Below are 20,881 nucleotides of genomic sequence, written 5' to 3'. Positions count from 1 at the left end.
AAAGTGTGAAGGTGCGACTGGATGGCTCTCGCTCGAATTATCAAAACCATCCAGATTCACTACAAGTGACTTAAACTGACTCAAGCATTCACTTTGGGTGAGATATGGAGCTGTCCCAGCTGCGCATGTTCAACACGGTTCACCATCTCGGCAGCATCGCGCGTGCGGCTGAGGTGCTGCATTGCGTACCGTCCAATATCACTGCACGCCTCAAGTCCCTGGAGCGTGAACTCGGTACGCCGCTGTTTTCTCGCGATGGCCGAGGATTGCGGATCACGCCGGCCGGTGAAGTGTTTCTCGATTACACGACGAAAATCCTCGGCCTGGCCGAGGAAGCGTGCAGGGCGTTGGCCCCCGACGGTGCGCCAAGCGGTCCTCTGCGCATTGGTGCCATCGAGTCCAGTGCCACGGGACGCTTGCCGCGACTATTGGCCAAGTACCACGCGCTCTACCCAAAGGTGATGCTGGAGCTGAGCACCGGCACTTGGGCTCAATTGCTCGACGACACGCAACATCGTCGGCTGGATGGGGCGTTCGTAGCGGTGAACGTTGAACGCCCGGGACTGCAGCGGGAAGTGATGTACCGCGAAGATCTGATTCTCATCGCGTCCTCCTCCCACGGGCCTTTGCGCCAGGCGGCGGATCTGCAGGGCAAGGCGATTTTCATGTGGCCCCCGGGCTGCCCGTACCGCTTCGCACTGGAACAGTGGCTGCTGCGCCATGACCAGGTGCAACCGATTGTCAGCATCGCCAGCTATGGCACCATCGTTGGCTGTGTCAGTGCCGGTGCGGGCGTCTCGCTGGTACCCCGTGGAATCTACGAGCAGTATTGTCTCGGGGCAGGCTGCCAGGGATATGAATTCCCGGAACTGACGAGCATCGACAACCTTTTTTACTGGCACGAGAACGCAGGTCGGCACCCGGCTCGTGAGGCGTTTGTGAAGTTGCTGCAGGCCGAGTTCTCGGGGCCAGGGTCGTTACAGTTAATGTCTTCTTAACCGACCTGTCGTCTATTCCCACGATACCCGCTTGCACGCGCCAGGCTCTCAAAGGTCAAGGCCAGCGTGTAAACTGGCGGGCAATCGAAAGTCAAAAGGGAAACACGATGAGCGAGGAAACGATGCGTCTGGGCCGTGAGCGGCGCTACCTGGTGCTGTTGGGCATCATCTGCCTGGCGCTGATCGGCGGTGCGTTATACATGCAAGTGGTTTTGGGCGAGGCCCCGTGCCCATTGTGCATCCTGCAGCGTTACGCGCTGCTGTTGATCGCGCTCTTCGCTTTCATCGGTGCGGCCATGCGCACCCGACGCAGCATCACGGTGCTGGAGACCCTGGTGGTCATTTGTGCCCTGGCGGGCGTCGCGGTGGCCGGGCACCACGTCTATACGCAGTTCTATCCGGCCGTCAGTTGCGGCATCGATGTGCTGCAACCGATCGTCGATGGCTTGCCGCTGGCGAAGATCTTCCCGCTGGGTTTCCAGGTAGACGGTTTCTGCTCCACGCCTTACCCGCCGATCCTGGGGTTGTCCCTGGCGCAATGGGCGCTGCTGGCCTTCGTGCTGGTGGTGGTGCTGGTGCCGCTGCTGACGCTACGCAATCGAAAGTCGCTGCGCTGAAGTCATCCGATTGATGCCAAACGCCCCGGTCCTCGATGAGAGGGCCTGGGCGTTTTTGCGTTTCAGGGGGCAGGCAAGGACACCCTGATGCACGGCAATCAGGGGTGCGACAAGTCTGCGACATGTTGTCACATCGCGAGTGTCGCAGCGCGCTTTCGGGTGCCGGATTGGTGCAGTCTCCTGTAATGAAATTGGTGTGTTAGAGTGCCGCCGGTTTTTCGCCGGCCCAAAAGGAAGCAGGCAGTTTTAACAGGTTGTGGCGATTTGCCGAAGCCCTTGTCTCATCGGGGCCAGGGCGGCATTCAGGGTCGTTTCCGCACCTTCGATACTGTCTGAATTGCGGGTGGTAGCCCTACTTTTTTTGGTGTTTTTGTTGAGAATCAATTTCGATAAGATGCGCCACTTTTACAGAATTGGGTCAGGATTGTTGCGGGCTGGGATAAAAATTATTTCGGGATAAGACATGGTTTATAAAACGCTACATATCTACAATCGCCCGCACTGAATTCCCGGCACTGCTCACCCTGGCTCTGGTGCATGAATGGCACGAGGGTGTCGAGAGGCCTTCGGGCTTGATGCGACGCCCAGGTGTCGGTGCCTCCAACTATCCGCACCAAATGGAATTGGGCTGTAACAAGGCCTTTGACCACGAATTCGAATAAGAACTCACTGCTGGCCCAGGATTTGTCGAAACGCCTCTGACGCTCGACGGGCAAGCCCTTATTCAATCCAAGAAAAATGCCAACCCTTGGCAGGGTGAAGTGTTGGCGATCAAAACCCAACTGCATTGCGCAAGCTGCTTTAGAGGTCGTGAGATGAGTAAAAACAGGTACCCCAGACTACTAGGCTTATTGCCGCTGCTCGGCACGTTGTTGCTGGGAGGCTGCAACATGACCTTGCTCAATCCCACGGGCCAGGTTGGCCTGGAACAGCGAAACCTGATCATCACCGCAACGCTGCTGATGCTGTTGGTTGTGATCCCGGTCATCGTGATGACCTTCCTGTTTGCCTGGAAATACCGCGCATCCAACACCAAGGCGACCTACACGCCTAAATGGAACCACTCCACCAAGATCGAGATCGCGGTGTGGACTGTTCCGGTGTTGATCATCATTGCCCTGGGTTACATCACCTACAAGTCGACCCACGAGCTGGACCCGTACCGTCCGATCGAATCCGACGTGAAGCCTGTGACCATCGAAGTGGTCGCGCTGGACTGGAAGTGGCTGTTCATCTACCCGGAACAAGGCATTGCCACGGTCAACAAGATCGTGTTCCCGGCGCACACGCCAATCAACTTCAAGATCACCTCCGACGCCGTGATGAACTCGTTCTTCATCCCGGGCCTGGGCGGCCAGATCTACGCGATGGCGGGCATGCAGACCAGAATGCACCTGATCGCCGACCGCAACGCTGAAATGGACGGCATCTCCGCCAACTACAGCGGTGCCGGTTTCACCGGTATGAAATTCAAAGCGATCGCAACTTCCCAGGAAGATTTCGACGCCTGGGTAAGTGAAGTCAAAAAGGCACCTAAACAGCTTGAACAAGCTGAATACGCAGCCCTTTCCAAGCAGAGCCAGAACAACCCAGTCGAGCTCTACTCCTCGGTGACGCCGAACCTGTTCCAGATCATCGTCGACAAGTACGAAGGCATGAAACCAGGCCCGAAGGTCAAGCACGAGAAGAAAGAGAAAGAAGTGGCCGCTACGGACATGAACTCGCATTCAGCTGCCGGGGCAGAGGAGTAAACGATGTTTGGTAAATTAAGTTGGGAAGCGGTCCCATTCCACGAGCCGATCGTGATGGTGACCATCGCCATGATCGCGCTCGGCGGTCTGGCACTGTTCGCGGGTATCACTTACTTCAAGAAGTGGACCTATCTGTGGACCGAGTGGTTGACCTCGGTCGACCACAAGAAAATCGGCGTGATGTACATCATCGTCGCCATGGTCATGCTGCTGCGCGGCTTTGCCGACGCCATCATGATGCGTACCCAACTGGCCATGGCCACCGAGGGTTCGCCTGGCTACCTGCCACCTGAACACTATGACCAGATCTTCACCGCCCACGGTGTGATCATGATCATCTTCATGGCGATGCCATTCTTCACCGGCCTGATGAACCTTGCAGTGCCGCTGCAGATCGGCGCGCGTGACGTTGCCTTCCCGTTCCTGAACTCCCTGAGCTTCTGGCTGCTGGTTTCCGGCGTGGTGCTGATCAACCTGTCCCTGGGCGTCGGCGAATTCGCCAAGACCGGTTGGGTTGCCTATCCGCCGTTGTCGGGCCTGCAATACAGCCCTGGCGTGGGGATGGACTACTACATCTGGGCGCTACAGCTATCCGGCCTGGGTACGACGCTGACGGGGGTCAACTTCCTGGCCACCGTGCTGAAAATGCGTACCCCTGGCATGAAGCTGATGGACATGCCGATCTTCACCTGGACCTGCACCTGGGCCAACGTCCTGATCGTGGCTTCGTTCCCGATCCTGACCGCTACCCTGGCACTGCTGACCCTCGACCGTTACATGGATTTCCACATTTTCACCAATGAACTTGGTGGCAATCCAATGATGTACGTCAACCTGTTCTGGGCCTGGGGCCACCCTGAGGTTTACATCCTGATCCTGCCGGCATTCGGCATCTTCTCGGAAGTGATCTCTGCCTTCACCGGCAAGAAACTGTTCGGCCACCACTCGATGATCTACGCTTCGGGCGCGATCTCGGTACTGGGCTTCATGGTTTGGCTGCACCACTTCTTCACCATGGGTTCGGGTGCCAGCGTCAACGCCTTCTTCGGCCTGGCGACGATGCTGATTTCCATCCCGACGGGTGTGAAACTGTTCAACTGGCTGTTCACCATCTACCAGGGCCGTCTGCGTTTCACCAGCCAAGTGCTGTGGACCCTGGGCTTCATGGTGACCTTCGCCATCGGCGGCATGACCGGCGTACTGCTGGCCATCCCGGGTGCTGACTTCGTTCTGCACAACAGCCTGTTCGTGATCGCGCACTTCCATAACGTGATCATCGGCGGTGCGGTATTTGGCTACATCGCAGGTTTCGCGTTCTACTTCCCGAAAGCGTTCGGCTTCAAGCTGCACGAAGGCTGGGGTAAAGCAGCGTTCTGGTTCTGGATTTCGGGCTTCTTCGTCGCGTTCATGCCGCTCTATGCACTGGGCTTCATGGGCATGACCCGTCGTCTGAACGCCACCACCAACCCTGAGTGGGTGCCGTACCTGTACGTCGCCATGTTCGGTGCGGTGATGATCGCCTTCGGTATCGCCTGCCAACTGATCCAGCTGTACGTCAGTGTGCGTGACCGCAAGAAGCCAGAGAACATGTGCGAACACGGTGACCCGTGGAATGCCCACACTCTGGAATGGTCGACCTCGTCGCCACCTCCGTTCTACAACTTTGCCGTGCTGCCTAAGGCTGACTGCATCGACCCGTTCACCGAAGCCAAGGAAAACGGCACCGCGTACAAGGCTCCGGCCAAATACGAGCCGATCCACATGCCAAACAACACCGCTACCGGTGTGGTCATGGGGGCTCTGCTGACCGTGTTCGGTTTCGCGATGATCTGGCACATCTGGTGGCTGGCAATCGCGAGCCTGGTAGGCACTGTCGTCTACTTCGCGATCCACGCTGCACGTGACGACCAGGGCTATATGGTCCCGGTTGAAACGATCGAGCGCATCGAAGCCGAGCAGCACAAGCGTCTGGTAGCGGCAGGGAAAATCCCGGCCACCGCCACCCGTGTTGAAACCTCGTTGGAACAGGCTTAAACCATGTCGAACTTAGTGACCAATGTTGGACACGCCCATGGTGACCATGGGCACGATGACCACCACCACGACTCGGGCGAGATGACCGTATACGGTTTCTGGCTCTACCTGATGACCGACTGCATTCTGTTTGCGTCGATCTTCGCGGTGTACGCGGTACTGGTTAACAACGTAGCGGGTGGCCCGTCGGGCCACGACATCTTCGAACTGCCATACGTACTGGGCGAAACCGCTCTGCTGCTGTTCAGTTCGATCACCTACGGCTTCGCCATGCTGGCGTTGTACAAGGGCAACAAGAAGGCGGTGCTGACCTGGCTGGGCATGACCTTCCTGTTGGGCGCAGGCTTTATCGCGATGGAGATCAACGAGTTCCACATCTTGATCTCCGAAGGCTACGGCCCTAGCCGTTCAGGCTTCCTGTCCGCGTTCTTTACCCTTGTCGGTACTCACGGTCTGCACGTGTCCGCCGGTTTGATTTGGATGGCGATCATGATGTATCAGGTGCAGAAAAAGGGCCTGACGTCGACCAACAAGACCCGTCTGAGCTGCCTGAGCCTGTTCTGGCACTTCCTGGACGTGGTGTGGATCTGTGTATTCACCGTTGTTTACCTGATGGGGACTCTGTAATGGCTAATGCACACTCCCATGACAGCCATGATGCTGGCCACGGCAGCGTAAAGTCGTACGCCATCGGCTTCATCCTGTCGGTGATCCTGACCGTCATCCCGTTCGGTCTGGTGATGTACCCGAGCCTGCCGAAGGCCACCACGCTGGCAATCGTTCTGCTGTTCGCAGTGATCCAGGTGATCGTTCACCTGTATTACTTCCTGCACCTGGACCGTTCCATCGCTCAGCGTAACAACGTGATCGCTTTCGTCTTTACGGCCATCGTGATCGTGCTGCTGGTTGGCCTGTCGCTGTGGATCATGTTCAGCATCCACACGTACATGATGGCGAAGTGAGGTAGACCCGATGTCGCTCAAGCACTTTATCCAAATCACCAAACCGGGGATCATTTTCGGTAACGTGCTTTCTGTGGCAGGCGGGTTCTTCCTGGCCTCGAAAGGGCATGTCGATCTGGCCGTGTTTCTGGCAGCCATGATCGGCACTTCCCTGGTCGTCGCCTCCGGTTGCGTGTTCAACAACTGCATCGACCGCGACATCGACATCAAGATGGAACGCACCAAGAACCGAGTGCTGGTCCAGGGCCTCATCTCCCTGAAACTGGCCCTGATCTATGCGACCGTCCTGGGTGTTCTCGGCGTTGCGTTGTTGTACAAAGTAGCCAACCCGTTGGCTGCTTTGTTCGCCGTGATCGGCTTCGTGATCTACGTCGGCTTCTACAGCCTGTACCTCAAGCGCAAGTCGGTTCACGGCACGCTGGTGGGCAGCCTGTCTGGCGCCATGCCGCCGGTGATCGGTTATGTCGCGGTGAGCAACACCTTCGACATGGCCGCACTGACCCTGCTGGTGATGTTCAGCCTGTGGCAGATGCCGCATTCCTACGCCATCGCGATCTTCCGCTTCAACGATTACCTGGCCGCATCGATCCCGGTGCTGCCAGTGAAGCGCGGAATCCAGGTGGCCAAGAAGCACATCCTGATCTACATCCTGGCCTTCCTCGTGGCGACCTTGATGCTGACCTTCAGCGGCTACGCCGGCATGAGCTACCTCGCCGTCGCGGCAGCCATGGGCATGTACTGGTTGTACATGGCCTGGACCGGCTACAAGGCAGTGGATGACACGGTCTGGGCACGTAAGCTGTTCGTGTTCTCGATCTTCACCATTACCGCGTTGAGCGTGATGATGTCCCTGGACTTCAAAGTGCCGACCGAGTTGCTGCTGACGTACGCGCCTTAAGCGTCGGACGCTGTAAAGAAAAGCCCCGCCTTCGAGAGAAGAGCGGGGCTTTTTGTTGGCCGAAATGTCATCTGTGGCGAGGGGATAGCGGTTGTCGGTTATTTGTGTGGCTTGTCCAGTAACCGGAAAAACCGCTCCCGCACCTGCACATGATCACTGTGCGCCACGTTGAAACGCAGAAACCGATTGCCGTCCGCCGCTTTGCTGAGCATGGTCCCCGGCGCCAGCACCAGGTCGATTTCCAGGCCTTTGCGGGCCAGTGCCTCGGCTTCAAAGCCATCGGGAAGCCGCGTCCAGATGTACAAGCCTTCTCCAGGCAACGACGATACCGAACACCCGGCTTCGCCCAGCCACGCCGCCACCCGGCTGTTCGACTCATAGAGCCGGTCCACCGTACGACGCATGTGCTTGGCATAGCTGCCATCGCTGAGCATGGTGCAAATAATCTGCTCGGCCATTTCCGAGGTCATGCCACCGCAGGCCATTTTCAGGGTCACCATCCGCGCCGCGAGTTGTGGGGACAGCACCGCGAAGCTGACGCGGCTGTTGGCGGTCAGGGTCTTGGAGAAACCCGAGACGTAAGACACGTTGTCCAGCCCGCTCGCGGCCAGGCGCGGCGTTCGGCGTTGCTGCATGTCGCAGTACAGATCATCTTCGACGATGTGGAAATTGTAGCGATGGCTCAGTTCCACCAAGCGGTAGACCTGCGCCGAGGTGAACGAGTGCCCGGTCGGGTTGTGCAGTGCATTGTTGGTCAAGTAGAGCACGGGACGGTGGGCGATCAGCAACTGCTCCAGGGCATCAAGGTCCATGCCGTCGCAATCGCGGCGGATGGTGATGACCTTGGCGCCGTGCCAGGCCAGGTTGGTGTGCATCGTGAAGTAACAGGGATCATCGAGCAGCACCGTGTCGCCGGGCTTGACCAGCAGGCGCATCAGCATGTCGATGGCTTGTACGGTGTTGGCGGTGGTAATGATCTGGTCGACTGGCGCTTCGATGCCCAGGGTCGACATCTTGACCCGCAAGGCCTGGCGCAACGGCAGGTAGCCGCTGGCGTTACCGTATTCGCCCATGCGCAGTGACGTTGCGCGAAGTGTGCCGCGCACAGCCTTGAGCAACTCTTCGGCAGGCAACCATGAAGACGGCAGAAAACCGGCACCCGGACGCAGCGCACCGTTGTCCTGCAAGACCGCGCGGCGGACCACGCTGAGTGTGTCCTGGGGCAACAGGTCGGGGCCGGCGTTGGTCTGGGCGGTGGTGCTCGAACGGTGCACGTAATGCCCCGAGCCCTGGCGTGACACCACCAGCCCCTTGGCGCGCAAGCGATCGAGAGCGTCAACCACCGTGGACTTGCCCACGTGCATCAGGTCGGAGAGTTCGCGAATCGGTGGCAGCCTGGAGCCGTGGGGCAGTCCACCCTTGCTGATCGCCACCGTCAACTGATCGACGATCTGCTGCACCAGCGGCACACCCGGCTGGAACTCGATAGCGGCGATCACTGCTCGCTGAGCGTGCATTTTACTGGTCTCTCCGGCAGTAAAGTTCGTTCGATTCTATACGAACTTGCTCTGATCAAGACAAGCATCTCTTTCTACCATCGCTTTACAGACTTTCTGGATGGTCGGCCTATGCCGGTCGATCCATGCCAGGTTCGTGAGGTGTTGCATGAGTGTCGAAACAACGGTCGTCGTGGCGAAACCGGTGATCAACCTGCGGTTGTTCACTATCCGGATCATCACTGCCGTGTCGCTGTTCGCGGTGCTGGGCAAGGCCAACGTCTGGCTCGATACCGCCACCAACAGCATCCTGGCCCTGGGTTATCGGGCCTTGTTGCTACTGTTGCCATTGACGTTGCTGGTCCTCGGTCGCCGCTCCTTGAGCGTCACGCTGCTGTGCGCCGCCCTCGGGCTGATATTACTGGCGGTCACCAGCAACCAGGGAGTGGTCATGTTTGCCGCGGCGTTGTTTGCCTACGGCATTGCAATTGCCGGCTACCTGATTAAGAGCGAGGCGGCCCAGACCAAGGAGGGCGCCGCCTACAACCGCGTCGCCATGAACATGGGCAGCCTGCTGGCAGGGTTGATCCTGTTGTCGCCGTTGCTCACCCCGACCCTGTTTTTCCTCGGCGCCGCCGGGTTCGTCCTGTTGTGCCTACCGATCGCCATGGGCGCGACGTTCACCTGCGACCCCGTGGTTGCCCGTCCCGCCAGCCAGGATGGCAGCGGCTGGCGCAACAAGCTGCCGTGGGTCATCGCCGGCGTCATCATGGGCATCAAGCTGTTCGGCGTGTTCTCGATCCTGCCCCAGGCGATCCTGCTCAAGACCGGCGAGCTGCCGGCCTGGTATGGCCTGATGCTGATCCTCAACAGCGCCGTGGTGGTGTTCGCGCAAGTACCGGTCATGAAACTGATCGAGAGCACCGGGCGCTTCAAGGTGCTGACGGTGATCGCAATCATCGTCGGCGGTTTTGCCGTGCTGTCTTCGCCTGCCGCGTTCCACGTCGAAACCCTGGTCGGCGCACTGATCTGGGTGGCGCTGCTGTCCATCGCCGAGTGCGCCTTCAGTCACCTCGATTACTTCTCGGTCAAGCAGAACAACATGTTCGTCAAGGAAGTGTCCCTGGGCGTCGGCGCGGGGTTGACCGTGTTGATCATGCGGGTCGCGCCACCGCCCTACAACGCATTGGTACTGGCGGCCATCGGCGCTGGCGGGATCCTGGCCTGGTACTGGCTCAACCGTCGATCAATCGCATTGCATGACTGAGTCATCGCTGTTCCGGTTTTAACTTTGCAAGTCGGGGGCATTATGAATACGACTTCATGCGTAGTAGTGGTGGGGTACAACGGCAGTCGGGTTCACGATATCCAGAAGCTGCGTGACCTGTGCAAGTCGCTGTACGACGCCAGGCTGATCCTGCTGGTCGAGCAGGTCCAGCCCCATGACGACCAGGTGGCGGATCACGTTTGCAGCACTTCACTGGCCGAACAAGACGTTGCGTCATCCCTCGAACTGGTGGTGGGGTGCCTGAATGCCGATCGCTGGAAGCTGATCGGCGTGCTGCCGTTTTCCGACCGTGGCGTGCTGCTCGGTTCGGCGCTGGCCAGTCATTTCGGCTTGCCCGGTATTTCTCCCGTCGAGGCCAGGGCCGGGTTGGATAAACAGATTTTCCGCCAGCTCGAAGCGTCGGCCACCACGGCTCCCGAAGATTACCGGCCGGTGGTTTCCAGCCGTATCGAAAGCCTGCCGGAACTGCGTCAGCGAGTGATCGAACTGGGCGGCAAGGCTTTCATCAAGCCAGCCTGCGAAGGTGCCAGTCGAGGCTGCCGGGTCATCCGTCACCCGTCCGAATGCGACGACGCGTGGCAAGCACTCAAGCCCTATCGCGAGGGCGGCATCGTGCTCGAGGAACTGATCCAGAATGCCCGGGAATACAGCTGGGATTCTGTCGCCGGGAGCACCTGGATCACCGAAAAAACCACCACCGACGGTGCCTACCGCGCCGAGATCCAGCAAGTGGTGCCCGCACCGTTGGCGCCTGAGGTGCAGGCTCGACTGAAGGCTGCCGGCCAGCACATGGCGGGGTTGGTTTCCCAGGACAACGGTGCCTGGCACAACGAAGTGTTCTACAGGGCCAATCATCGCACCTCGGCCGTGGAAACCAACATGCGCCCCGGTGGCATGCACATCTGGGACCTGGCGCGCCAGGCGTTCGTCGATTTCGACCCGTGGGAGCGTTGGGTCCGCTGGGCCGTGGAAGGCCAGGTCGATAGCCAGGACCCGGTACCTCGCGGCTACTGCGGCATACGCCTGCTGCGGGCGACCACGGGCGGCATCCTGCGAGATGTACCAGACATCCCGTCCCTGGCCCGCTCGCTGAATATCGATCTGCTGGATTCGGTGGTGAGCAAACGCATCGGCGAACCGGTCAGCGCGCTGGTGAAAGACAACTTCTCGTTTATCGGCCACATCGTGTTGTTCAACGAAGACTACGAGCGGCTCAGCCATGACCTGTTACGCCTGGCCGAAACGATTGAAACGAACATCGGGATCACCAGCCTGGCGTCTTCTGCAAAGGCGGTGTGTTGAGTGTCAGGGATCGATGTTTTTTGCAGTATTGATCAAGAGGTTCGGTAAATGATTGAGCACATGACTTGTGACGAGCGCTTCATCGCGCTGGCGAAGGAATTCGACTACGACATCTACGGTGAAAACAGTGTAGGTGGGCATTACGCTCCGCTGATCCGTCATCACGACGAGTTGTATGTCAGCGGCATGGTGCCGCGGGTGAATGGCAAGATCCAATTCCCTGGGCGCGTCGGCCTGGACCTCGACATGGCGGATGCGCAAGCGGCCGCCAGCCTCTGCGCGATGCGCGGGTTGGCGTTGATCGTCGACGCCATCGGTTCGCTGGACAAGATCAAGTCGTTGATAAGGATCACGGTGTATGTGAAATCCACGGCAGATTTTGTCGACCTCAGCGATGTGGCCAACGGCGCCTCGGATGTTTTCAGTCACGTACTCGGCGATGCCGGGAAACATACGCGCACGACCGTCGGTGTTTATCAATTACCAAAAAATGCGGCAGTAGAAGTGGACATGATCGTAGCGTTACGACCTTCGGCGTTATAAGTAAGGGGTGTTCGGCTTTACAGCGATTAATTGTTCGCCTAAGGTCGAGTGACTCAACGCTGAAGAATAAGTTGGAAGGCGAGCATGAATAACGTTCAAGGTGCGTTCTTTTCCTATAAGGACTTTCGTCAAAGTCTGGTTCGCCAGCCGATCAAGCCACGGGTGTGGAAGGAAGTTGAACTAACGGGAATACGTCAGAGCCTTGAGGACAGCGATGTCGATATTGTCGCGCTGGCCCACGACAACAGCCTCGATGGCTGCTCGCTGACGCCTGGCATGGCCGTGTCCATGCAATGGTTGATACCGGGCGCGCAGCTCCAAGGTCATGATCATTCGTGGTGGCACCTGTTCATCATCCAGAGCGGTAACGGCACCTTGACCCTGGGGGATGCCGAGGCCGTGTGCGTCGGCAGTGGGGACGTGCTGCTGGTGCCGGCCTGGACCCGCCACGGCTTCGTCAACACCAGCACCACCGAGCCGCTGGCCATGCTCAATATCAGCAATATGCCCCAGGCGCTGCTACTCGCCAATTGCACCGACAACGTCGGCCTGATCCCCCGCCAGCTGTAAATCCCCCTTCATTACACACGAGGGAGTCCGCGTTCGCGGACTCCCTTTTTTCGTTTCTGTCGTGCCCTCGATAAGCCCTTGGCGATGCGAATTTTCGAATTTCTGTATCGATGCAAACGGATAATTTCTGTATCTGTTCAGCGTTCGATCAACTTACTACGATCGACTCGAATGCAACGGATTAATGTGCTTAGTGCAAGGGAGCGTTCCATGGAAAATAACAGGATTAAACTTTATGTCGGCGCGGATTTTGTCAGCGCGTTTGCGATGTCAGCGTTTGTAGCGCTCAAGGAGAAGCAACTTTCATTTGAACTTGTCACGCTGGATTTAAAGGCGCGAGAGAACTATCAGGCGAAATATCGAGATATTTCACTTACCTGCAAGATTCCTACATTAGTTCACACAGGTTTTGCGCTTTCAGAGTCTTCCGCCATCGCCGAATACCTCGAGGAACTCGCGCCAGGGCATGCACGGCTTTTCCCCCAGGACCTCCAGCAGCGCGCCCGGGCCCGTCAACTCCAGGCCTGGCTGCGCAGCGATTTGCTGGTGATCCGCAAAGAGCGCCCGTTTGACCTGGTGTACTTCGGCAAGAAGGACGCGCCGCTCTCCGACGATGCCAAGGCCGCGGTCGAACGTCTGTTCTTCGTCGCCGAGCGCTTGTTGGAGGAGGGCGCCGAGCACCTCTTCGGCGACTGGAGCATTGCCGATACCGACCTGGCGATCATGCTCAATCGACTGGTCGCCAATGGTGATCAAGTCCCGGCGCGACTCGCCGCCTATGTCCGTCGCCAGTGGGATCGCGACAGCGTTCGGGCATGGATGGACATAGAGCGCAAAGCGCCGGCCATCGCACCCGCGGTGGTTTAAGGCGACCGTCAGGGCAATCACCAGGAGCGCTGCCATGCAAGGACTGTCGGAGCACGAACGCTACAAACCCTACAACGCTCGCACCATTCGCGACACACCGTATTGGCACAGGCTGACGCCGCAGTTGCAGGAAGCCATGACGGTCGTGGCCCGGGTCATGCCGTTTCGCACCAACGAATACGTGCTGGGAACGCTGATCGACTGGAACAACATCCCGGACGATCCGATCTTCCGCATGACCTTTCCCCACAAAGACATGTTGCTGGTCGATGAATATGACTCGCTCAAACAACTGATCGAGCAGGATGACGCCGCTGCGATCAAACGACGGATCGAGGCGATCTGGCTGCGCATGAACCCCCACCCGGCCGGGCAACTGACGCACAACGGCGCGACCCTCGACGGAAAAGTCTTGCCGGGCATTCAGCACAAATATCGCGAGACCGTGCTGTTTTTCCCCGGTGCCGGTCAAACCTGTCATGCCTATTGCACCTTCTGTTTCCGCTGGGCGCAGTTCATCGGCGAGGAGGAGCTCAAGTTCAACGCGCGGGAATCCCAAGAGCTGCTGAGCTACCTGCGTGTGCACACGGAAGTGACCGACGTACTGGTCACCGGTGGCGATCCCCTGATCATGAACACCCGCTCGCTGGCCGGGTACATCGAGCCGCTGCTGGAGCTGGCGCATCTCAAGAGCATCCGCATCGGCACCAAGTCGGTGGCGTACTGGCCGCAGCGGTTTGTCAGCGACAAGGACGCAGACGAGTTGCTCGAGCTGTTCCGGCGGATCGTCGCGGCGGGTAAAAACCTGTCGATCATGGGGCACTACAACCACCCGGTAGAGATTCGCCAGGACATCGCCCGGCACGCCGTCGAACGTATTCGCTCCACGGGTGCGACCCTGCGCATGCAGGCGCCGGTGATCCGCCATATCAACGAAAACCCCGCCGATTGGGCGGATCTCTGGACCGAAGGCGTACGGCTCGGTGCAGTGCCGTATTACATGTTCGTCGAGCGCGACACCGGCCCCAGCCACTACTTTGCGATGCCGCTGGCCCGTGCGTTCGAAATCTTCCAGGCAGCGTACCGCACGGTCTCGGGCCTGGCGCGAACGGTGCGCGGGCCGTCGATGAGCACCTTCTACGGCAAGGTGTTGATCAATGGCATCGAGACCGTCGCCGGGGAAAAAGTCTTCGTGCTGCAGTTCCTCCAGGCCCGGGACCCGCAATGGGTATTGCGGACCTTCTATGCGCGCTTCGATCCGCAGGCCACCTGGTTCGATGAGCTGCGTCCGGCCTTTGGCGAACGAAGCTTTTTCTTTCAGGCCGAGGCTGAGCTGTTGCTGGCGCCAACGCCTGAGTTGATACCGGTCCTGCTGCAAACGGCCTAGGACGACACTTGATTATTGGGGAGACAAGGACATGAGCGGTATCCCGTTTGATCAGCGCGAAGGATTGATCTGGCTCGATGGCGAATTCGTCGAGTGGTCCCAGGCGCGCCTGCATGTGCTGACTCACGGCTTGCATTATGCAAGCACCGTGTACGAGGGCGAGCGCGTGTATGACGGCAAGATCTTCAAGTTGCGCGAACACACTGAGCGTTTGTATCGCTCGGCGCAGCTGATGGATTTTGCCATCCCCTTCGAACCCGCCGAGCTGGAAGCGGCCAGCCATCAATTGCTGCAACGCAACCAGGTGAACGACGGCTATTTGCGCCCGGTGGCCTGGCGCGGCAGCGAGATGATTTCCACGTCGGCGCGTTTCAATCGCGTGCATGTGGCGATCGCCTGCTGGCAATGGCCGAGCTATTTCGACCCGGCCGCGCGCATGGCCGGCATCCGTCTGAAGACCGCCACCTGGCGTCGTCCGCCTCCCAGCAGCAGTCCCTTCGAAGCCAAGGCGTCCGGGCATTACCAGATCGCCACGCTGAGCAAGCACGACGCCGAAAACACCGGCTACCACGACGCCTTGATGCTCGACTGGCGCGGCCATGTGGCCGAAGCCACCAGCGCTAACGTGTTCTTCGCCAAAGGCCGGACCTTGCACACGCCGGTGCCTGACTGCTTCCTCGACGGCATTACCCGCCAGACCGTCATCGAACTGGCCCGTGCCCTGGATTACCAGGTCATCGAACGCACGATATTGCCCACGGAACTGGGCGACTTCGACGAGTGTTTTCTCACCGGTACCGCCGCTGAAATCACCCCGGTACAGAGCATCGATGAGCAGCGATACCGACCGGGCACCGCCTGCAGTGAATTGATTGCCGCTTACACCTCAACCGTAAACGCCTGATAAACCGCCAGGAAACTCACCATGTCAGACCAAGGGATTGTTGCGTCCACACCTTATGTTTCGCTGGGCCATCGCCATGAAGAATTGTCGAATCGTGGCTGGACCGTGCTGACGCCAGGGGAATTTGCCCACGATGTCGCGGGAACACTGCATGAGTTCGGCCCGATCATTCCGCAGTTCAATGGCCAGATAGCTTTCGCCATCACCCGCAAGCCGGGCTACGAGGACTTGCCGTACTCCCAGAGCATGAACGGCATCGGCCCTCACACCGAAGCGCCGGTGTACGGCCCGCCACCGCGTTACCTGGCGTTGCATTGCCATAAACAGGCGACCTGCGGTGGCGGTCACACCGGGCTGGTGGACGGCTATGCGTTCTTGAGATCGCTTGAGCGATCCGAACCGGAACTGCGCAAGTGGCTCGACGATACGCCGGTGGAATTCGTCGCCACTGCCAAGCCCGGCGAACCGGCGCAAACCCGGGTCAGGGAATACATCCTGACACCGACCGAGGAAGGCGATATTTTCCGCTTCAGCTACAACCAGTTTCACTACGGCGATGTGAATCCGTCCAAGGAAGCCTTGCAGCAATCACAGGTCGCCGACAACGACTCGCCGCTTGCCAGGTTTGCGGTGCTCGGCGAAGCGTACTTCGTCGAAAACAACATCCCGGTGCTGATTCCCGACGGATGCATGCTGATTTGGGACAACTGGCGGATGATTCATGCTCGCAGCCGATACACTGACCCGGCGCGCCACCTGACCCGCTACTGGCTGGCCTGATTTTTCCGTCGCCCTTCTTTTTCAGCGTACCCCCAGGGGTACGCGTTTACAGGTATCGCGTCATGCAAACAGCAATCGAGATCGCCCAGGTCGATCATCAACTGATCGTACGGCTCAATCAGGCCTGGATCAAACGCGCCGCAGTCTGCTCGCCGGACAAGGCCCAGATCAACGAAGTGTTCGACCCGGCACGCCCGGATTACCCGGAGTGCATGGTGCCGTTTTTCCATCATCCGACATTCCAGGCCTTGAGTGATGAGCTCAAGAGCAAGGTGGTGACCTGGGGTTGGATCGGCTACAACCTGCGCACGGTCACCGCCGAAGAGCTCGTGGTGAACCCGGCGCTGAGCGTCATCGCCAATCAATACCTGGGCAAGGACGACTGGCATTTTCGCGAAGCGATGCAGCAGACCCTGATCGACGAGCACTACCACACGCTCATGCACCTGCGGGCCATCGAGCGGACCAAGCGCGATCGCGCACTGGACCAGGACCTGGAGTTGCCGCCGTCGGTGACTTACCTGCGCCTCAAGGCCCTGCGCGAGGAACTGCCCGAGCCATGGCAGCGCGACCTGGCGGCGATCACCTTTGCGGTAGTCGCCGAGATCAGCGTCAATGCCTATCTCGACCTGCTGGCGGACGACCAGACCATCCAGCCGCAAAACCGCCGCGTGGCCGAGCTGCACAACCGCGACGAATACGCCCACAGCAAGGTGCTGGCCGAAGTCGCCAAGGTGATGTACGCCAACATGCAGCCAGTCCAACGGGAATTTTTCGCCCGCAACCTGTCGGTGGCGCTGAGTGCTTTTATCGCCCAGGACTACTCGATGTGGGAGGCGATCCTCACGCAGCTCGGGGTCGAGGACGCGCAGGCAATCATTGCCGACACACGCGAGAGCAACAGGAACGCGACGATCATGCGCGACTACAGTGGCCTGCATAAGCTGGCGCAGGACCTGGGCATCAGCGAGCAGATCGACTTCGATTTTCGTCCGACCCTCAAAGCCACCGCAGCCGCCTGAACCTGGAGGTGCCCATGTCCGTTCCCATGTACGAAGTGTTCGCCCTGCGTGTCGGCGCCAACGCGCAGCGCACTGCCCGGGAGAACTTCCTCTACGACGCCTGCTGCGGCGATCCGAATGCGCCGATGCCGCTGGACTATTACTTCTGGGTGATTCGCAACGAGCACCAGGTGATCGTGGTCGACACCTGTTTTCAACCGGCCACGGCGGACCGGCGCAACCGGCAGATGTATCGCCTGCCGCAAGACTCCCTGCGGCAACTGGACATCGATCCGGCGCAGGTCGAGCACCTGATCCTCACGCACCTGCACTGGGATCACGCTGGCAACCTGGGGCTGTTTCCCAAGGCCACGGTGCATTTGCAGGAAGCGGAACTGCGTTTCTGCACCGGACCGAAGATGACCCATCACACGGTGAACAAGACCTATGAGGTCGAGGATGTGATGTCGGCGCTGCCACCGCTGTTCGAAGGAAGGATGCGTTTGCACAACGGTACTGTCGAGGTGCTGCCGGGAGTGACACTGCACGCGGTGGGCGGTCACACACCCGGCAGCCAGGTGGTGCGGGTGAACACTGAACGGGGCTGGATCGTGTTGGCATCGGACGCGGCGCACTTGTGGGTGAACATTCGCGAGCGCAGTCCGTTTCCGATCATCGATGACCTGGCGCAGTCACTCGAAGCGTTCAGTGAAATCGATCGCCTGGCCGACAGCGAAGACCACGTCATCCCTGGCCACGACCCGCTGATCGCCGAACGTTTCCCGCATTGGAATGACGACCCGCATATCATTTGCCTGCACCAACCGCCACGTTGACCCTGTAGGAGCTGCCGCAGGCTGCGATTTTTGATCTTGTTTTTTTAAGATCAAAAGATCGCAGCCTGCGGCAGCTCCTACAGGGTTCTGGTCAGCTCTGGCTCTTGAGGAGGCGGCCCAGGGTCTGCAGTGCCTCATCGATCCTCGGTGAATACGGCGCTCCACAGCCGATGCGCACAAAATTCGTGAAACGCTTGGCGTTGGAAAAGATATCCCCAGGTGAAATCTGGATGCCGAGGCTCAGCGCATCATGAAACAGCCCCATGGACGAATGCCGAGCCGGCAACTCCACCCATAGCAAGGTGCCGCCCTGAGGGTGGGTCACGCGGGTGCCCTCGGGAAAATAACGCATGATCGCCCCGCTCATTTGCTCGCGCTGCTGGGTCAGGGTTTTTCTCAAGCGACGCAGGTAGCGTTCGTAGGAGGGCGTACCCATGAATGCACTAACGGCCAGTTGCGACAGCTTCTCGCAGCCACGGGTTTGCGTGTGCTTGAGCATTTCCACGCGATCGTGCCATTTGCCAGCGCTGATCCAGCCCAGGCGCAGGCCCGGGGCGAGGGTTTTGTTCAGCGAAGCGCAATAGATCACATTGTCGGTGCGGTCCCAGTGCTTGAGGGTGGACAGCGGTTGCTCGGTGTCCACCAGGTCACCGTAGGTGTCGTCCTCGATCAGCACCGTATCGTGCTCGGCACAGAGCTTCACCAGCCGTGCCTTGTGGGTGTCGGGCATGATGCTGCCCAGCGGATTGTGCAGGTTGGGCATGACGATCAGCGCCTTGATTAGCTCTGGCCCTTGCAGCAGGTGTTCAAGGGCCGGCAGGTGAATCCCGGCATGGGTCGAGGCTGGGACTTCCAGCACCCGCAGGTTCAGGCTTTCGAGAATTTGCAGCAGGCCGTAGAAGGTCGGTGACTCCACGGCCACGGTATCGCCGGGACGGGTCACGGCACGCAATGCCAGGTTGATCGCTTCGGTGGCGCCGTGAGTGATCACAATGCGTTCGGCCGTCAGGTTGGTTTTGACGGTCAGCATCCGGCGGGCAAGGACGTTGCGCAGTGCACTGTTGCCGCAGGTCGAACTCGTGGTATCGAACAGATGCTGGTCCAGGCGCAACGCCTTGATCATGTTGTCCTGCAAGGTCTTGAGCGGATAGAGCTGCGGCGCGCAATAGGCACTGGCGAAATTGACCTTCACCGTGGCGCGCTGGCTGGCCTTCAGGACCGAGGAAACCTTTTCATGAATGCCCACGTACACCCCACTCTCCAGTGCCGGGGGGTGGGCGATCGGCTTGGGTCCGGGCGCAGTGTCGGGCTGGCGAATGTAGTTGCCGGAGCGCGGTCGGGCTTCCAGCACGCCATGGTCTTCGAGCTCCCGACAGACCTGTACGGCGGTGGACAGGCTGACGGCGTGTTTTTCCATCATCAGGCGAATCGAGGGCAGGCGCTCGCCGGTCTTCAGGGTGCCGCTGCGGATTGCGTCCAGGTAGTGGTTGGCCAACTGACGGTACAGGGGTGGCGTGTTCATGATGACCTCAGCAGTCGCACCACTGAGGTCTTGGGCTGGAAAGTGAGTTGACGCTCCCCGCAGGCGGCCCCGTGGTGCAGGTGGGTGAAGGGAAGTGTTTCTCTGGCCTTGATACTGGAACACTAAACGCGGTTTTGCAGGAATCGCGGGCAATAAAAAGCCCCGCACGGGGGCGGGGCTCTGGGGATGCTGGCGGGGCTTACTGGGCGGCGATGCTGTAGCCGTCGAAGGCGGTCTGCTGTTGCAGGGCGGTGATGATGTTCTTGCGGTTCACGGCCTGTTCGGCGCCCTGGTTGTCCAGGAACGTTTCGCTTTGCAGCTCTGCCTCGTCGCCTTCGCCAACGAAGCTGAAACCGAGGAACTCAAGGGCTTCACGGTCGACGTTCAGGCGCGAGCGTGGGGTGCGCAGCGGCAAGGTGACGCTCATGCCGTCCTTGCTGATGGTGAACACTTCGACTTCTTTTTTCGCCTTGGCGGCTTTGCTCTTGCCGCCGCTCGGGCTGCTGATGGCCTGGTGCGTCTGGTTCAGCACCTTGAGGGCCAGGCCGTAGACGATTTCCTGGAAAGCCGGGTCGTCCTTGAAACTGGACAGGATGCGGCTGATCGGGAATTTGCTGCTCAAGTCTTCGAGGGCGGCGATGTCGGCGGCCTCGGCGTCCTTGAGTTGCTTGAGCTCACCCATCAGTTCGTAGGCTTTATCGTCGTCGAAGCTGTCATGGGCCTGGCGGATCGCGGCGCGTAGCTCGCGGATCTGCTCGCTTTCGCGGGTGGACTGGAAAGCGTCCAGGACCATCTCGCTGATGGTCTTGGCCTGGGGCACATGCTGTGAAAGATTGATGGAGTTTTCGTATTCCGCTTTGGACGACAAGGTGACTACGGATTCAGCGGTGTTGGAATCGGACATTGAAATTTCACTACTTCTTTGAACTTGAATAGGGGCGAGAAAGCCCGGGGGCTTTTTCAGGCCGACTAATCTATTGGACCGGGAAGCGGTTGTCACGGTCAACGGGCGGATGAGTTCAAGAGAGAGGCGGGGATACATTTGTGGGGGTGGGCCGGGTTGGCGCGTTTTTTTTTTTTAAAAATTTTTGTTTTATACAATGATTCCTGCCGACAAATAATAAG

The 20,881-nt window shown here is 59.2% G+C and carries 20 protein-coding genes; 17 read left to right on the top strand and 3 right to left on the bottom strand.

Translation table 11 applies throughout. From position 1 onward, the window contains the following. Nucleotides 1-104 precede the first annotated feature (104 nt). The 7 genes from PG5_RS09305 (at nt 105) to cyoE (ending at nt 7,260) form a co-directional block, all read left to right on the top strand. Nucleotides 105-998 (top strand): LysR family transcriptional regulator, encoded by an 894-nt coding sequence (locus tag PG5_RS09305; protein WP_020796852.1) that lies wholly within the window; start codon nt 105-107, stop codon nt 996-998. A gap of 107 nt (nt 999-1,105) precedes the next feature. Further along, nucleotides 1,106-1,615 carry a disulfide bond formation protein B gene (locus PG5_RS09300; RefSeq protein ID WP_020796851.1) on the top strand — a complete coding sequence of 170 codons (510 nt, stop codon included), beginning with the start codon at nt 1,106-1,108 and terminating at the stop codon, nt 1,613-1,615. Nucleotides 1,616-2,430: 815 nt separating this feature from the next. Then, nucleotides 2,431-3,366 carry a ubiquinol oxidase subunit II gene (gene cyoA, locus PG5_RS09290; RefSeq protein ID WP_033038503.1) on the top strand — a complete coding sequence of 312 codons (936 nt, stop codon included), beginning with the start codon at nt 2,431-2,433 and terminating at the stop codon, nt 3,364-3,366. A 3-nt stretch (nt 3,367-3,369) separates the two neighbouring features. Further along, the gene (gene cyoB, locus PG5_RS09285) at nt 3,370-5,400 is read left to right on the top strand and encodes a cytochrome o ubiquinol oxidase subunit I (protein ID WP_020796848.1); all 2,031 of its coding nucleotides are present in this window, start codon (nt 3,370-3,372) and stop codon (nt 5,398-5,400) included. A 3-nt stretch (nt 5,401-5,403) separates the two neighbouring features. After that, nucleotides 5,404-6,027: a cytochrome o ubiquinol oxidase subunit III gene (locus PG5_RS09280; protein WP_033038499.1), complete on the top strand. Its 624-nt coding sequence runs from the start codon at nt 5,404-5,406 to the stop codon at nt 6,025-6,027. Then, nucleotides 6,027-6,362: a cytochrome o ubiquinol oxidase subunit IV gene (gene cyoD / locus PG5_RS09275; protein WP_007916940.1), complete on the top strand. Its 336-nt coding sequence runs from the start codon at nt 6,027-6,029 to the stop codon at nt 6,360-6,362. Before PG5_RS09280 ends, cyoD begins: the two co-directional genes overlap by 1 nt. Before the next feature lie 10 nt (nt 6,363-6,372). Next, nucleotides 6,373-7,260 carry a heme o synthase gene (cyoE, locus tag PG5_RS09270; protein WP_020796846.1) on the top strand — a complete coding sequence of 296 codons (888 nt, stop codon included), beginning with the start codon at nt 6,373-6,375 and terminating at the stop codon, nt 7,258-7,260. A gap of 98 nt (nt 7,261-7,358) precedes the next feature. On the opposite strand, the gene PG5_RS09265 is transcribed toward cyoE, so the two are convergent. Beyond that, entirely contained in the window at nt 7,359-8,777 is a 1,419-nt protein-coding gene (locus PG5_RS09265; protein ID WP_020796845.1) for a PLP-dependent aminotransferase family protein, read from the bottom strand. A gap of 148 nt (nt 8,778-8,925) precedes the next feature. Here PG5_RS09265 and PG5_RS09260 point away from each other — a divergent pair, with 148 nt between their 5' ends. The 10 genes from PG5_RS09260 to PG5_RS09215 all read left to right on the top strand — a co-directional run bounded on the left by PG5_RS09260 (nt 8,926) and on the right by PG5_RS09215 (nt 18,234). Beyond that, on the top strand, nt 8,926-10,023 hold the full coding sequence (locus PG5_RS09260) for a hypothetical protein (RefSeq protein ID WP_020796844.1): 1,098 nt from the start codon (nt 8,926-8,928) through the stop codon (nt 10,021-10,023). Between the two features lie 42 nt (nt 10,024-10,065). After that, the gene (locus PG5_RS09255; protein ID WP_042955312.1) at nt 10,066-11,346 is read left to right on the top strand and encodes an acetyl-CoA carboxylase biotin carboxylase subunit family protein; all 1,281 of its coding nucleotides are present in this window, start codon (nt 10,066-10,068) and stop codon (nt 11,344-11,346) included. A gap of 48 nt (nt 11,347-11,394) precedes the next feature. Continuing rightward, complete coding sequence (locus PG5_RS09250) at nt 11,395-11,889, top strand: RidA family protein (RefSeq protein WP_020796842.1); 495 nt, start codon at nt 11,395-11,397, stop codon at nt 11,887-11,889. 84 nt (nt 11,890-11,973) lie between these two features. Then, a complete protein-coding gene (locus tag PG5_RS09245; RefSeq protein WP_020796841.1) occupies nt 11,974-12,459 on the top strand; it encodes a cupin domain-containing protein in 486 nt (161 codons plus the stop codon). Between the two features lie 210 nt (nt 12,460-12,669). Further along, nucleotides 12,670-13,326, top strand: a complete 657-nt coding sequence (gene yfcF / locus PG5_RS09240; RefSeq protein WP_020796840.1) for a glutathione transferase — start codon at nt 12,670-12,672, stop codon at nt 13,324-13,326. A 34-nt stretch (nt 13,327-13,360) separates the two neighbouring features. After that, nucleotides 13,361-14,713 (top strand): KamA family radical SAM protein, encoded by a 1,353-nt coding sequence (locus PG5_RS09235; RefSeq protein WP_020796839.1) that lies wholly within the window; start codon nt 13,361-13,363, stop codon nt 14,711-14,713. A gap of 31 nt (nt 14,714-14,744) precedes the next feature. Then, entirely contained in the window at nt 14,745-15,617 is an 873-nt protein-coding gene (locus PG5_RS09230; RefSeq protein WP_020796838.1) for a branched-chain amino acid aminotransferase, read from the top strand. 21 nt (nt 15,618-15,638) lie between these two features. Beyond that, nucleotides 15,639-16,397 (top strand): TauD/TfdA family dioxygenase, encoded by a 759-nt coding sequence (locus PG5_RS09225; protein WP_020796837.1) that lies wholly within the window; start codon nt 15,639-15,641, stop codon nt 16,395-16,397. Nucleotides 16,398-16,459: 62 nt separating this feature from the next. Further along, the gene (locus PG5_RS09220) at nt 16,460-17,419 is read left to right on the top strand and encodes a diiron oxygenase (protein ID WP_020796836.1); all 960 of its coding nucleotides are present in this window, start codon (nt 16,460-16,462) and stop codon (nt 17,417-17,419) included. 14 nt (nt 17,420-17,433) lie between these two features. Then, entirely contained in the window at nt 17,434-18,234 is an 801-nt protein-coding gene (locus tag PG5_RS09215; RefSeq protein ID WP_020796835.1) for an N-acyl homoserine lactonase family protein, read from the top strand. A 91-nt stretch (nt 18,235-18,325) separates the two neighbouring features. Here PG5_RS09215 and PG5_RS09210 read toward each other — a convergent pair whose 3' ends face one another. Next, nucleotides 18,326-19,756, bottom strand: coding sequence for a PLP-dependent aminotransferase family protein (locus PG5_RS09210; protein WP_020796834.1), 1,431 nt, complete (start codon nt 19,754-19,756; stop codon nt 18,326-18,328). 199 nt (nt 19,757-19,955) lie between these two features. Beyond that, a complete protein-coding gene (locus tag PG5_RS09205; RefSeq protein WP_020796833.1) occupies nt 19,956-20,660 on the bottom strand; it encodes a hypothetical protein in 705 nt (234 codons plus the stop codon). Nucleotides 20,661-20,881: the final 221 nt, after the last annotated feature.

The sequence above is a fragment of the Pseudomonas sp. G5(2012) genome (assembly GCF_000408945.1).
GTDB classification, from domain to species: Bacteria; Pseudomonadota; Gammaproteobacteria; order Pseudomonadales; family Pseudomonadaceae; genus Aquipseudomonas; species Aquipseudomonas umsongensis.
The sequence above is the reverse complement of the archived record's forward strand: the minus strand, read 5'-3'. Positions and strand labels throughout refer to the sequence as shown.

Coding starts and splice junctions, on each gene's coding strand:
- PG5_RS09305 (WP_020796852.1), top strand. CDS start 105: ATGGAGCTGTCCCAGCTGCGCATGTTCAACACGGTTCACCATCTCGGC.
- PG5_RS09300 (WP_020796851.1), top strand. CDS start 1,106: ATGAGCGAGGAAACGATGCGTCTGGGCCGTGAGCGGCGCTACCTGGTG.
- cyoA (WP_033038503.1), top strand. CDS start 2,431: ATGAGTAAAAACAGGTACCCCAGACTACTAGGCTTATTGCCGCTGCTC.
- cyoB (WP_020796848.1), top strand. CDS start 3,370: ATGTTTGGTAAATTAAGTTGGGAAGCGGTCCCATTCCACGAGCCGATC.
- PG5_RS09280 (WP_033038499.1), top strand. CDS start 5,404: ATGTCGAACTTAGTGACCAATGTTGGACACGCCCATGGTGACCATGGG.
- cyoD (WP_007916940.1), top strand. CDS start 6,027: ATGGCTAATGCACACTCCCATGACAGCCATGATGCTGGCCACGGCAGC.
- cyoE (WP_020796846.1), top strand. CDS start 6,373: ATGTCGCTCAAGCACTTTATCCAAATCACCAAACCGGGGATCATTTTC.
- PG5_RS09265 (WP_020796845.1), bottom strand. CDS start 8,777: ATGCACGCTCAGCGAGCAGTGATCGCCGCTATCGAGTTCCAGCCGGGT.
- PG5_RS09260 (WP_020796844.1), top strand. CDS start 8,926: ATGAGTGTCGAAACAACGGTCGTCGTGGCGAAACCGGTGATCAACCTG.
- PG5_RS09255 (WP_042955312.1), top strand. CDS start 10,066: ATGAATACGACTTCATGCGTAGTAGTGGTGGGGTACAACGGCAGTCGG.
- PG5_RS09250 (WP_020796842.1), top strand. CDS start 11,395: ATGATTGAGCACATGACTTGTGACGAGCGCTTCATCGCGCTGGCGAAG.
- PG5_RS09245 (WP_020796841.1), top strand. CDS start 11,974: ATGAATAACGTTCAAGGTGCGTTCTTTTCCTATAAGGACTTTCGTCAA.
- yfcF (WP_020796840.1), top strand. CDS start 12,670: ATGGAAAATAACAGGATTAAACTTTATGTCGGCGCGGATTTTGTCAGC.
- PG5_RS09235 (WP_020796839.1), top strand. CDS start 13,361: ATGCAAGGACTGTCGGAGCACGAACGCTACAAACCCTACAACGCTCGC.
- PG5_RS09230 (WP_020796838.1), top strand. CDS start 14,745: ATGAGCGGTATCCCGTTTGATCAGCGCGAAGGATTGATCTGGCTCGAT.
- PG5_RS09225 (WP_020796837.1), top strand. CDS start 15,639: ATGTCAGACCAAGGGATTGTTGCGTCCACACCTTATGTTTCGCTGGGC.
- PG5_RS09220 (WP_020796836.1), top strand. CDS start 16,460: ATGCAAACAGCAATCGAGATCGCCCAGGTCGATCATCAACTGATCGTA.
- PG5_RS09215 (WP_020796835.1), top strand. CDS start 17,434: ATGTCCGTTCCCATGTACGAAGTGTTCGCCCTGCGTGTCGGCGCCAAC.
- PG5_RS09210 (WP_020796834.1), bottom strand. CDS start 19,756: ATGAACACGCCACCCCTGTACCGTCAGTTGGCCAACCACTACCTGGAC.
- PG5_RS09205 (WP_020796833.1), bottom strand. CDS start 20,660: ATGTCCGATTCCAACACCGCTGAATCCGTAGTCACCTTGTCGTCCAAA.